The organism is Flavonifractor sp. An92 (genome assembly GCF_002159175.1).
Lineage (GTDB): Bacteria > Bacillota > Clostridia > Oscillospirales > Oscillospiraceae > Pseudoflavonifractor_A.
The window spans coordinates 141,103-153,855 of the sequence record NZ_NFGZ01000006.1; the positions used below are offsets into that span (position 1 = coordinate 141,103).

General features: G+C 63.7%; 9 protein-coding genes. 2 read left to right on the forward strand and 7 right to left on the reverse strand.

The annotated features are described in order from the left end of the window. Nucleotides 1-63 precede the first annotated feature (63 nt). Together proB and B5G43_RS06535 are read left to right on the forward strand one after the other, a co-directional pair. Nucleotides 64-870: a glutamate 5-kinase gene (gene proB / locus B5G43_RS06530; protein WP_242960488.1), complete on the forward strand. Its 807-nt coding sequence runs from the start codon at nucleotides 64-66 to the stop codon at nucleotides 868-870. Nucleotides 871-921: 51 nt separating this feature from the next. Further along, nucleotides 922-2,169, forward strand: a complete 1,248-nt coding sequence (locus tag B5G43_RS06535; protein WP_087259670.1) for a glutamate-5-semialdehyde dehydrogenase — start codon at nucleotides 922-924, stop codon at nucleotides 2,167-2,169. A 65-nt stretch (nucleotides 2,170-2,234) separates the two neighbouring features. Here the strand turns inward: B5G43_RS06535 and B5G43_RS06540 are convergent, their stop codons facing one another. From B5G43_RS06540 to nrdD, 7 genes are all read right to left on the reverse strand, one after another. After that, nucleotides 2,235-2,807 (reverse strand): peptidylprolyl isomerase, encoded by a 573-nt coding sequence (locus B5G43_RS06540; protein ID WP_087259671.1) that lies wholly within the window; start codon nucleotides 2,805-2,807, stop codon nucleotides 2,235-2,237. Between the two features lie 70 nt (nucleotides 2,808-2,877). Continuing rightward, a complete protein-coding gene (locus B5G43_RS06545) occupies nucleotides 2,878-5,055 on the reverse strand; it encodes an S-layer homology domain-containing protein (RefSeq protein WP_087259672.1) in 2,178 nt (725 codons plus the stop codon). An 87-nt stretch (nucleotides 5,056-5,142) separates the two neighbouring features. After that, nucleotides 5,143-7,389 (reverse strand): 5'-nucleotidase C-terminal domain-containing protein, encoded by a 2,247-nt coding sequence (locus B5G43_RS06550; protein ID WP_087259673.1) that lies wholly within the window; start codon nucleotides 7,387-7,389, stop codon nucleotides 5,143-5,145. 174 nt (nucleotides 7,390-7,563) lie between these two features. Next, nucleotides 7,564-8,685 carry a peptide chain release factor 2 gene (gene prfB, locus B5G43_RS06555; protein WP_087259674.1) on the reverse strand — a complete coding sequence of 374 codons (1,122 nt, stop codon included), beginning with the start codon at nucleotides 8,683-8,685 and terminating at the stop codon, nucleotides 7,564-7,566. 267 nt (nucleotides 8,686-8,952) lie between these two features. Continuing rightward, nucleotides 8,953-9,363: an RrF2 family transcriptional regulator gene (locus B5G43_RS06560; RefSeq protein WP_087259675.1), complete on the reverse strand. Its 411-nt coding sequence runs from the start codon at nucleotides 9,361-9,363 to the stop codon at nucleotides 8,953-8,955. A gap of 456 nt (nucleotides 9,364-9,819) precedes the next feature. Then, the gene (nrdG, locus tag B5G43_RS06565) at nucleotides 9,820-10,347 is read right to left on the reverse strand and encodes an anaerobic ribonucleoside-triphosphate reductase activating protein (RefSeq protein WP_087259676.1); all 528 of its coding nucleotides are present in this window, start codon (nucleotides 10,345-10,347) and stop codon (nucleotides 9,820-9,822) included. Nucleotides 10,348-10,365: 18 nt separating this feature from the next. Continuing rightward, the gene (gene nrdD / locus B5G43_RS06570; protein WP_087259677.1) at nucleotides 10,366-12,546 is read right to left on the reverse strand and encodes an anaerobic ribonucleoside-triphosphate reductase; all 2,181 of its coding nucleotides are present in this window, start codon (nucleotides 12,544-12,546) and stop codon (nucleotides 10,366-10,368) included. Between the last annotated feature and the right edge of the window lie 207 nt (nucleotides 12,547-12,753).

The window sequence follows — 12,753 nt, forward strand, 5'->3', positions numbered from 1 at the left end:
TTATACTTTTTTCATCTCAACACACCGGCCCCCGTAGGGGGCCGGACCGGGAGCGTGAACGATTTGAACGCGGATCTCAAGCCGCAGCGTATCGTGGTGAAGGTGGGCACTTCCACCCTCACCCGTTCCAGCGGCAGCATGAATTTACAGAACATGGAGCATCTCACCCGCACCCTGGCCGACCTGAAGGGCATGGGGCACGAGATCATCCTGGTCTCCTCCGGCGCCATCGGCGTGGGCACCAAAAAGCTCCGCCTGGAGGAGCGCCCCACCGAGCTGCGCATGAAGCAGGCCACCGCCGCTGTGGGCCAGTGCATGATGATGCACCTCTATGACAAGCTCTTTTCCGAATACAACCGCACGGTGGCCCAGATCCTCCTCACCGGCGACGATGTGGAGGACCCCATCCGGGCCGAGCACCTGTCCAGCACCTTCTCCGCGCTGCTGGAGCTGGGGGTCATCCCGGTGGTAAACGAAAACGACTCGGTCTCCTCCGCCGAGATCGAAACCGGCCGCTGCAAGGTCCTGGGCGACAACGACACCCTGTCCGCCATCGTGGCCCGGCTGTGCAAGGCCGACCTTCTGGTGCTGCTCAGCGACATCGACGGCCTCTATGACGCCGACCCCCGCACCCACCCCGACGCCAAGCTCATCCACCACGTCTCCGCCATCACTCCGGAGCTGCGGGCCATGGCGGGCGGCGCGGGCACCTGGCGGGGCACCGGCGGTATGGCCACCAAGCTCCACGCCGCCCAGCTGGCCCTGGACGCCGGCATCGACATGGTCATCTCCAACGGTGCGCGGATGGAGGAGCTCTACGACATCGTGGCGGGCAAGAATATCGGCACCCGTTTTTCCGCCAAAACCTGACCCGGACCGCTCCACGCGGTCCCCATTCAAACTGAAAAGGAGTGGATCACTATGACTCAGCTGGAAACCCAGGGCCTGGCCGCCAAGGCCGCCGGGCGTGTCCTGGCCGTGGCGGGCTCGGCCCGCAAGGACGCCGCGCTGGAGGCCATCGCCGCCGCGCTGGAGCGCCGGAAACAGGAGGTCCTCTCCGCCAACGCCGAGGACCTGGCCGCCGCCCGCGCCGCCGGGCTCCGCCCCGCCATGCTGGACCGCCTGGCCCTGGACGAGGGGCGCATGGCCGGTATCGTGGACGGTGTCCGCCAGGTGAAGGCCCTCCCCGACCCCATCGGACAGGTCACCCGCATGTTCAACCACGCCAACGGCATGACCATCGGCAAGCGCCGGGTCCCCCTGGGGGTCATCGGCATCATCTACGAGGCCCGCCCCAACGTCACCGTGGACGCCGCCGCCCTCTGCCTCAAGTCGGGCAACGCGGTCATCCTCCGGGGCGGCAAGGAGGCCTTCCGCTCCAGCTGCGCCATGGTGGCCATCATGCGGGACGCCCTGGAGGAGGCCGGCCTCCCCCGGGACTGCATCGCCCTGGTCCACGACACCAGCCGGGAGAGCGCCACGGCCCTGATGAACCTGACGGAATACCTGGATGTGCTCATCCCCCGGGGCGGCGGCGGGCTCATCCGCTCGGTGGTGGAGAACGCCCGGGTCCCCGTCATCCAGACCGGCGTGGGCATCTGCCACATCTATGTGGACGGCGAGGCCGACCTGGACATGGCCGGCCGCATCCTCTTCAACGCCAAGTGCTCCCGCCCCTCGGTGTGCAACGCCGCCGAGTGCGTGCTGGTGGACCGGGCGGTGGCCGCCGACTTCCTGCCCATGGCCTGGGAGCTGCTGAGAACCAAGAACGTGGAGCTGCGGGGCTGCCCCGAGACCCGGGCCATCCTGGGCGACTGGGTAAAGTCCGCCGTGGCCGAGGACTGGGACACCGAGTTTCTGGACTACATCCTGGCCTGCAAGGTGGTCTCCGGCCCTGACGAGGCCATCGACTTCATCGCCAAGCACAGCTCCGGCCACTCGGAGGCCATCGTCACCAACAACTACTTCACCGCCCAGCGCTTCCTGGATGAGGTGGACGCGGCGGCGGTGTATGTGAACGCCTCCACCCGCTTCACCGACGGCGGCGAGTTCGGCCTGGGGGCCGAGATCGGCATCTCCACCCAGAAGATGCACGCCCGTGGCCCCATGGGCCTGGAGGAGCTGACCAGCAGCAAATTCATCATCTACGGCACCGGCCAGACCCGCTGACCGGCCTGCTGAAAACGCAAAGGAGGCGTCCGCATACTGCGGACGCCTCCTTCTTTTATGGACACTCAGTGCCAGTTCTCCGGCAGCTCTGCCCCCTCCAGGCGGGCCGGGGGCGGATATTCCTCCCCAAAGGTCTCCACCCGGACCTTCTTCAGGACAATGGGCTCCACGGGGGCAGTGACGGTGACGCCGGGACCCAGGTGGATCTCCACCGGGCGCACCTCCAGGCTGTCCCAGCGGCGGATCTCCTCCATGCCCTCGATAACCTTGCCGAAGGCCGGATAGTGGAAGCCCAGCCGGGGGTCCTCCGCCAGGGGGAAGAAGAACTCTCCCCCGGCGATGCCGTTTTCATAGCCGCCCATGGCAATGGTGCCCGGGACCACCTCCAGGTGGTTGGGGAAGCCGTGGGTCTGGGCCTCGTAGGGGATGAGGTACTTGGCCTCCTCCCGGCCGAAGGCGGTAAAGCTCATATCGGCCACATAGCCGGGCACCAGGCGCTCCACGGTGTGGCCGTCGAAACAGCCCAGCCGGGCCAGATAGAGGAAGCTGTTGACCGTGTTGGGGGCCTCCTCGGGGTAGAGCTCGCAGACGATCTGTTTGCCGTTGGAGAGCTCAATGGTGACGATGGGATGGCGCATAGGGCCACTTCCTTTCTGCGTGAACAGGGCCGCCCGGTCTCTTTCCGGGCGGCCCTTGCGGTATATTTGCTTACGCCACGGGGGTGGACAGGCGGTTCTGAAGGGCGGTGATCTGGTCGGCGGTCATGCCGATGCCGGTGAGATAGTCCACCGCGGCCTTCTGGAGGTCCACGCCGGTGAGGTCGGCGTCCTTCTCCAGGCCGGCCATGTCGCGGAGCATGCCCACGGCCACCTCGGAGATGAGCTGGTACTGCTCGGAGCCCTTCTCCACGTGGTAGTAGTTCTCATAGGACACCATGTAGTCGGCCACGATCTCGTCCTGGGTGGCGCCCATCAGGGCCTCCAGCAGGATGGCGGTGAAGCCGGCGCGGTCCTTGCCCTCGGTGCAGTGGAACGCGTAGGGGCCCTCGTGGGCGATCATGAACTCCAGGCCGCTCTTGAGCTTAGTCTGGAAATCCTCGGCCTTGTAGTCCACGCCCATGTTGAGAGCGATCACATTGCCCGCCTCATAGAGGCTCTGGTAGTAGGGGGAATCGAAGCCCTCGGCGGTAATGTAGCCCTGGATGGCGGCGTCATCGTCGGCCAGGTTCACGACGGTCTTGACGCCGGCCTTCTCGATGAGGTCATCGGCGTAGGAAGCGCGGCCCAGCTCGGGGTTCACGGGGCTGCTGGTGCGGTACAGGACGCCCTCAGCAATGTCGCCCACGGTGATGGCGCGGAAGTTGGCAAAGACCTCGTCAGAGGCGTAGTCGCTCCGCTCGTTGGTGCGCTGGAGCTGATGGGCCTCATACTGGGCCAGATAGCCCGCCTTCTCGGCCAGCGTGAAGGTGACGATGTCACCCTCCTCCACGCCGTAGGTGGTGGAGAAGTTGCCCATGTTGATGGCCACCACCAGGAGGTCGCTCTCCTGGTTGTCCCGGACCACGTTCTCACCGGTGTTCACGTCGCTGTAAGAGGTGCAGAAGGGGATGTCCAGGCTGGTGCCGTTGACGGTCACTTCCAGCACGTCGCCCAGCTCCAGACCGGCGGTGTAGAGGGCCTCGGGCTTGATGTCCAGGTCCAGGTTGCCGTACTTCTCCACCGCGGCCACGCTGCCCACCACGGGGGCATTGGTGGTGTCATAGGTGTTGGCGAAGATGGCGCCGTTGACCACCCAGACGTCGGAGAAGTCGGGCTTGCCGTCCTTGTTGGGGCAGACCAGATAGTCGCCATAGCCGTGCTCGGAGGCGGGGTCGTTCACGTGGAGCACATCGCCCCAGGCGGTGTTCACGGTGAGGCGCACGTCGGCGGGCACGAAGCAGGCGAAGTTGGTGTCAGGCTCCGCCTTGGTCTTGAGGTCGATAAAGGTATCCTTGTTCTCGGTAAAATCCTTCTCGGTGAGCGCAGAGCCGTCGGCCTTGGTGTAGGTCTCCAGCACCTTGCTCAGCTTGGTGACCCACTGCTCGCCCACGGTGCCCTTCAGGACCACGCTCTCGCCGTCGTCGGTGGCGGTGTAGTCCACATTCTCCAGGTCGTTGTGGAAGGAGGTGTCCTTGGAGACCATCATACCCTGGATGGTGTACTCGGTCTTGCCGGTAAGGAAGAAGTCCTCCGCATGGGCGGCGATGTACTCCTCGCCGGACTGTTCAGGGCTCAGAGCGGTGAACTGCACCAGGATCTGGGCCAGCTCCGCCCGGGTGGCAGTGCCGTTGGGGTTCAGATAGCCCTGGCTGTCGCCCTTCATCACGTCGGCGTAGTAGCAGAAGGACATGCCCTCCAGCGCCCAGGCGGGGATCTGGTCATAGTCGGGGGCCTCCCGCATGGCCATGCCGCCCTCCTCGCTGGTCACGCCGGTGAGCTCGGCATAGCGGGCGAGGATCACGGCGATCTCGGCCCGGGTGATGGCCCGGTCACCGGCGAAGGTCTTGTCCGCGGGGACCGCGGCCAGACCCTCCGCCTCCGCCCAGGCGGCGGCGTCGGCGTACCACTTGCCCTCCACATCCACGAAGGTGGTGGCGGCGACTTCCTCGGTGGGGTCGGCCAGATTGTAGAGGGTCTGGAACACGGTGCCGCGGGTGACGGTGCCGGTGGGGTCGAACTTGTTGTTGCCGATGCCGGCCATCATGCCCTGGGCGGTGACCTCGGTCACCGCAGAGGCATACCAGGCGTTTTCCGGCACATCAGAGAAGGAGGCCTCAGCCGCCAGGGCGGGCACGGCCAGGTTGACAGCCAGCGCACCGGCCATCAGCAGAGCGAGCGATTTCTTCACGCGAAACACACCTTTCGATGGAAGTAAAACGGGGGCCGGCCTGTTGGCCGGCCCCCGCGGTCTGGATCGATTGGAACGGAAGGGAACTTACGCAGCCGCCTCGGTGCTCTCACCGGTCTGGGTGGTGGCGTTCTCGAAGTTCACCAGGATCTGAGCCAGCTCGGCGCGGGAGGCGGTGCCGGTGGGATTGAGCTTGTTGTTGCTGCCGGCGATGATGCCCATAGCCACAGCCTGCTCCACGCTGTCCTGCGCCCAGGAGGCCACCTGGTCGGCGTCGGTGAAGCTGCTCAGGTCACCCTCAGCGGCGGTGACGCCCTGCTTGGCGGCGTAGTCGGCGAACACCTTGGCCAGCTCCTGGCGGCTCATGGTGCGGTCGCCGCCGAACACGCCGGCGCTGACGCCGCTGGTGAGGCCCTCAGCCTCGGCCCAGGCGGCGGCATTGGCGTACCACTTGCCCTCCACGTCGGTGAAGGTGGTCTCACCCACCTCGGGGCTGCCGGCCATGTTGTACAGGGTCTGATAGACCATGCCGCGGGTCACGGTGGTGGCGGGAGCAAAGGTGGTGCTGGAGGTGCCGTTCATGTAGCCGTCGGTGACCACGGAGCGGACGGCCTCAGCGTACCAGGCGGAGGTATCCACGTCGGTGTAGGCGCTCAGGGCGTCCTTGATGATGGTGATGCGGCCATCACCGGTGGGGTTGGAGTAGGCTTCGCCCACGACGCCGCCCAGCTCGTCCACGATGTAGTTGATGAGCACGGCGTTGTCGATCATGACGCAGTCCTTGAGCACGGTGTCGTCCTTGAACATCACAAAGCCGTCTCCGCCGTTCTTGAGCATGTAGTTGTGGGAGGCCAGGGTGTAGGTCTTGTTGACGTCCAGAGGCTCGTCGCCCACCATGACGTCCTTCACGCGGTACTCGTCGTCCACCTTCACGAACTCGCCCTCGTCATTGAGGACCACGGAGGAGGGGATGGTGGTGTCGATGGTGTAGGTCAGGCCGGAGACCTGCAGGAAGCCGCCGTTCTCCTCGGGGCACAGGCGGGCGCCCATCTCCAGAGCGTCCAGGATGTCCTGGCCGTTGGTCTCCACCAGGCAGGCCTCGTTGCCGAAGGGATGGACATTGATGATGTCCTCGTAGGTGATCTCGCCCGCGGCGATGTCGGCGCGGACGCCGCCGCCGTTGACGAAGGCGATGTCAGCGTCCAGCATGACGCGGTAGGCGTCGGCGCACAGGTCGCCCAGGTTGGTCTCGGCGTTGCGGACAGCGCGGTTGCCGGTGGCGGGGTCCTTGGTAGTCAGATCCACGTCGCTCTTGGCCACCACTTCCTGGAGGACAGCGTCGAACTCCTCGTTGACCTTGGCCACGTAGGAGGCCACGGCCTCGTCCTGCTTGTCGTAGCCGGTGACCAGCTCGGAGGTGATCTCGCCGGTCTTGGTGTCGATGACCACCTTGCCGATGTTGGCCAGCTTGGTGCCGGTCTGGGCCAGGGTCACGTCCTCGCCGTCCTTGTTCTGGACAGTCTCGTCATAGGTCTCGTGAGAGTGGCCGTCGATGAACACATCGATGCCGGTGGTGTTGGCGATCACGGACTTGGAGGTCCACACATCAGTGGAGCCCTCGTTGCCCAGGTGGCCCAGGGCCACCACGTAGTCGGCGCCGGCCTTGGTGGCGTCGTCCACGGCCTTCTGCACAGCGGCGTAGAGGTCCTTGCCCTCATTGCCCTGGGAGAAGCTGTAGATGTACTCGCCCTTGTCGTTCTGGAAGTAGGTGGGGGTGGACTTGGTGAAAGACTCGGGGGTGTCGATGCCCACGAAGCCCACGGTCACATCGCCGTAGTCCACCAGCTTATAGGCGTCCAGGACGGCCTTGCCGTTCAGGTCGGTGAAGTTGCAGCACAGGTAGTCGTAGTTGGCCTTCTCCTTGGCCAGGGTGAGGAAGTTGTCCATGCCATAGTCGAACTCATGGTTGCCGGGGATGGCCAGGTCATAGCCCACCTCGTTCATGATGTCCACGATGTAGGAGCCCTTGGACAGGGTGCCGATGGCGCCGCCCTGGATGGCGTCGCCGGCGTCCACCAGAGTGACGTTGTCAGCGCCGTACTGGGCCTCCATCTCGGCCTTGTAGGCGGCAACGCCCGCGTAGCCGATGGCCGTGACCGCACCGGACTCTTCGTCCTTGGCCTGGTCGATCTGGCAGTGGACGTCGTTGGTGTGGAGGATGACGATCTTGCCGTCTTCCTTGGCCGCAGTCTCGTCCGCCGCCAGGGCGGGAGCGCCCAGACCCAGGGTCAGGGCCGCCGCCAGAGACAGCGAGAGGATCTTCTTGGAGTTCATTTCAAACATTCCACCTTTCGTCACACTTCATCCGGATGATGTCTCCGGAGTTTGACATCATAATAGTAACAAAAGAGTTACGAGAATACAAGCACTCTTGGTGCAAAATTTCTCACACCGTGCAAAAGACCGCCCCCATCCGGGAATCCGGATGGGGGCGGTCTGTCGTTTTCTTTACTTGCTGGCCCAGTTGCCGGTGGCGCTGGCCTTCAGATAGGCGTTGATAAAGCCGTCCAGGTCGCCGTCCATGACGGCGTTGATGTTGCTGGTCTCGTAGCCGGTGCGGTTGTCCTTCACCAGCTGGTAGGGCATAAAGACATAGGAGCGGATCTGGCTGCCCCACTCGATCTTGAGCTGCACGCCCTTGATGTCGGAGATCTTCTCCAGATGGGCCTCCATCTTCAGCTGCACCAGGCGGGAGCGGAGCATCCGCATACAGTTGTCCCGGTTCTGGAACTGGCTGCGCTCGGTCTGGCAGGAGACCACCACGCCGGTGGGCTTGTGGATCAGGCGCACGGCGGAGGAGGTCTTGTTGACGTGCTGGCCGCCCGCACCGGAGGAGCGGTAGACCTGCATCTCGATGTCCTCAGGCCGGATGTCCACCTCCACGTCGTCGGGCAGCTCCGGCATGACCTCCACCGCGGAGAAAGAGGTCTGCCGCCGGGCCTGGGCGTCGTAGGGAGACACCCGCACCAGGCGGTGCACGCCGTGCTCGCTCTTCAGGTGACCGTAGGCGTTCTCACCGGAGATGGTGATGGTGGCGCTCTTGATGCCGCCCTCCTCGCAGTCCTGATAATCCATGGTCTTGCAGGCATAGCCGTGGCGCTCGGCCCAGCGGGTGTACATGCGGTAGAGCATCTGGGCCCAGTCCTGGGCCTCGGTGCCGCCGGCGCCGGCGTGGATGTTCAGGATGGCGTTGGAGTTGTCATACTCGCCGGTGAGCAGGGAGGACAGACGGGCCTCCTCGATGTCGCTCTCCAGCTTGGCAAAGCCCTCCTCCAGCTCGGGCAGGAGGGATTCGTCCTCCTCCTCATTGCCCATCTCGCACAGGGTCATCAGGTCGGACCAGGTGTCCATGCGGCTCTTCTGGCCGTCCAGCTTGGCCTTGAGCTGGGACAGGCGCTGCTGGACCTTCTGGGCCTTCTCCAGGTTGTTCCAGAAGCCCTCGGAGGCGCTCTCCGACTCCAGCATATCCGCCTCCCGGGCGGCAGCCTCCAGGCCCAGAGCCTGATTCAGGTCCTCCAGGTCGGGCAGGATGTTGTTCAGTTTTACCTTATACTCGTCAAATTGAAGCATACTATACACTCTCACTTTGATTGTTTCATCGCTCCATTATATACAATCCATAGAGAGATGTAAAGAAAAATGTGCAAAAACCCGCCTCATCGCTGGCTGGCACACCACTCCGGCTCGGTGTGGAAGATCAGATCGTCCACATCCTCCTGGCCTCCGGCGCCGCTCCTGGGTTCCCGGCGCTCCTCCTCCGGCATGGCTCTCCCCCCTTTCCCGGGATGCGAAATACGTCCACAGGCCAGTCTATGCCATCCCGGCGGGAGATATGCCTCATTCCTCCGGCGGCATCAGGTCCCGGAGGGTCTTGCTGTCCAGAAAGTGGTTGATGGTGTCGTAGAACTCGGTCCAGAAGCTCCGGGCCGGGCAGCTCCCCTGCCGCTCGCACAGCTCGGGGCCCAGCTCCAGGCAGAGGGTGGGGGCCAGTTTACCCTCGGTGGCCCGCAGGATCTCCCCCACGGTGTACTCCTCCGGCTCCCGCACCAGGCGGTAGCCCCCGCTCTTCCCCCGGACGCTCTGCAAAAAGCCGGCGCGCCCCAGCAGAGAGATGATCTGTTCCAGATATTTTACCGTGATCCCCTGGCGCTGGGCGATCTCGTGCAGGGGGATGAGCCCCTCATCCCGGTGCTGGGCCAGATCGATCATCACACGCAGGGCGTAGCGCCCCTTGGTGGAAATTTTCAAGTCTATCACCTCTCATTACCCATCATTATACGATAGAAATACTAGGATTTCAAGAGTGAGCAATCGAGATGCAGTTGTCCCCCGCTGCGGCGGGGGAGTTTGCGCTCGCCGCGCGGGCCGCCTATCCAGCGGGGACCCGATTTCTTTTCTCGAAAAGAAACCGGGGAAAGAAAAGAAGGAGAGGGGAACTTCTCGTTCCCCTCTCCACTCCCCTCCAAAAGGGCGGCCTTTTTGGGGGCCGCCCGATTGCCAGGGTACAACGCTTTCTTCATAGGCACCGGGCCTGGTTTTTGCTCCGCCACGCTTTGGAAATCCCTCCGCAGCGGAACACAAGCCGGGGTGCGCCTTGGGGGAGTCCAGAGGGGGGTATCCCCCCTCTGGGCTTTCTTTCCCACCGCTTTCTTTGCAAAGAAAGCGGTGCTCCCGCTGAGTAAGCGGCCCGTCCGGCGAGGACACTCAATCCGGATTCTGCCACAGCACCACCGTACCGGCGGCGCGGGTGGCGTTCAGGTCGATGAGGCGCTGGTTGGCCGAGCCGCGGAAGAGAAGAGTGATGTCCTTCTGCTCCTCCACGAAGGGACCGTCCACCAGCACATCGATGAGGGAGAGCATCTCGTCGGTGACCTCACAGCGGCCACGGCTCTCCTGCAAAAGCTGGGTGTCGTAGACATAACCGGAGAAAGCCCAGATGTTCTTTTCCGGCAGGCGCTCCCGCACCCGCTTCAGAAAGGGCAGCAGGGCGCGCTGATTGTCCGGCTCGAAGGGCTCTCCCCCCAGCAGGGTCAGCCCGCTGACGTAGCTGGGCTCAAGGTCCGCCAGGATGGCGTCCTCCACTTCCTGGGTGAAGGGCGCCCCGTAGCAGAAATCCTGGGCCTCCTGGTTGAAGCAGCCCTTGCAGTGGTGGGTGCAGCCCGAGACGAAGAGGGACACCCGCACGCCGGGGCCGTTGGCGATATCCCGGCGCTTGATGGCGGCATAATTCATAAATGTCCGCCTCTTCTCTTACAGGTGCAGGACCCGCTCCCGGATCTCCTGGGTGCGGCCCTGGTTCCAGAACTGGGTGCCGATGTAGCCGCAGGTCCGCCGGGCCACGTTCATCTTGTCCTGGTTGCGGTTGTGGCAGTTGGGGCACTCCCACACCAGCTTGCCGTCCTCGTCCTCCACGATGGAGATCTCTCCGTCGTAGCCGCACACCTGGCAGAAGTCGCTCTTGGTGTTCAGCTCGGCGTACATGATGTTGTCGTAGATGAACTGCATCAGCTGGAGCACCGCCTCCAGATTGTTCTGCATGTTGGGCACTTCCACATAGCTGATGGCGCCGCCGGGGGACAGGGTCTGGAACTGGGCCTCAAAGGACAGCTTGGTAAAGGCGTCGATCTCCTCGGTGACGTGGACGTGGTAGCTGTTGGTGATGTAGGCCTTGTCGGTGACGCCCTCGATGATGCCGAAGCGCTTCTGCAGGCACTTGGCGAAGCGGTAAGTGGTGGACTCCATGGGGGTGCCATAGAGGGAGAAGTCCATGTGCTCCTTGGCCTTCCAGCGGGCGGTGGCCTCGTTCATGTGCTCCATCACCGCCAGGGCAAAGGGAGTGGCCTCCGGGTCGGTGTGGGACTTGCCGGTCATGTACTTGACACACTCATAGAGGCCGGCGTAGCCCAGGGAGATGGTGGAGTAGCCGTTATACAGGAGCTTGTCGATGGGCTCGCCCTTCTTCAGGCGGGCAATGGCGCCGTACTGCCACAGGATGGGGGCGGCGTCGGACAGGGTGCCCTTCAGGCGGTTGTGGCGGCACATGAGGCCGCGGTAGCACAGCTCCAGCCGCTCGTCGAAGATCTTCCAGAACTTCTCCTCGTCGCCGCCGGAGGACAGGGCCACGTCCACCAGATTGATGGTCACCACGCCCTGGTTGAAGCGACCGTAGTACTTGGGCTGGTTGGTCTCGGGGTCCACATAGGGGGTCAGGAAGGAGCGGCAGCCCATGCAGGTGTAGCAGTGGCCCTCGCCGTTCTTGTCCACCTTGTTCTTCAGCATGACCTTCTCCGAGATGTAATCGGGCACCATGCGCTTGGCGGTGCAGCGGGCGGCCAGCTTGGTCAGGTAGTAATAGGGGGTGCCGGGGCGGACGTTGTCCTCCTCCAGCACGTAGATGAGCTTGGGGAAGGCGGGGGTGATCCACACGCCCACCTCGTTCTTCACGCCCTGGTAGCGCTGGTTCAGGGTCTCCTCGATGATGAGGGCCAGGTCCTTCTTCTCCTGCTCATTCTTGGCCTCGCCCAGGTACATGAACACGGTGATGAAGGGGGCCTGTCCATTGGTGGTCATCAGGGTGACCACCTGGTACTGGATGGTCTGCACGCCCCGGCGGATCTCCTCCCGCAGGCGCTTCTCCACGATCTTGTGGATGACCTCGGGGTCGGTGGAGCCGCCGCATACGGCGATGTCGGCCAGCACCTCGGCGCGGATCTTCTGCCGGGACACATCCACAAAGGGGGCCAGGTGGGTCAGGGAGATGGACTGGCCGCCGTACTGGTTGGAGGCCACCTGGGCGATGATCTGGGTGGCGATGTTGCAGGCGGTGGAGAAGCTGTGGGGCTTCTCGATCATGGTGCCCGAGATGACGGTGCCGTTCTGGAGCATGTCCTCCAGGTTCACCAGGTCGCAGTTGTGCATGTGCTGGGCATAATAGTCCATGTCGTGGAAGTGGATGATGCCCGCCTCGTGGGCCTCCACGATCTCCTGGGGCAGGAGGAGCCGCCGGGTGATGTCCTTGCTCACCTCACCGGCCATGTAGTCCCGCTGCACCGAGTTGACGGTGGGGTTCTTGTTGGAGTTCTCCTGCTTGGCCTCCTCGTTGTTGCACTCGATGAGGGACAGGATCTGATTGTCGGTGGTGTTGGCCTCCCGCATCAGGTTGTGGTTATAACGGTAACGAATGTAGCGCTTGGCAGTCTCAAAGGCGTCGGCCTCCATGATGCCGGTCTCCACCAGCTCCTGGACCTCCTCCACCGAGGGGGCACGGCCCATCCGCTGGCAATCGGCCTCGATGTCCGCGGCGATGGCACAGATCTGGGCCTCGGTCAGTTCCGGCGCGCCGTCGGTGGCCTGGTTGGCTTTGCGTACCGCCGCCTCGATCTTGCTTCGGTCAAACTGGGCCTCCACTCCGCTGCGCTTCATGATCTTCATATCTTCTCGCCCCTTCAATATTCTATAACAAAGAGACGCACCATTTCCCCGCCGGCGGCGAGAAAACGGTGTGCTCTTGACGGAGTACATTATATAGTGTCCCTTTTGAAATTGCAACCCATATTTTGTGCTGGAAAGAACCCCCTCACACAACCCCTCCCAGAGGGCGCAAGCCCTGTCCCCATCAGCATTTGCGCCCTCCTCACC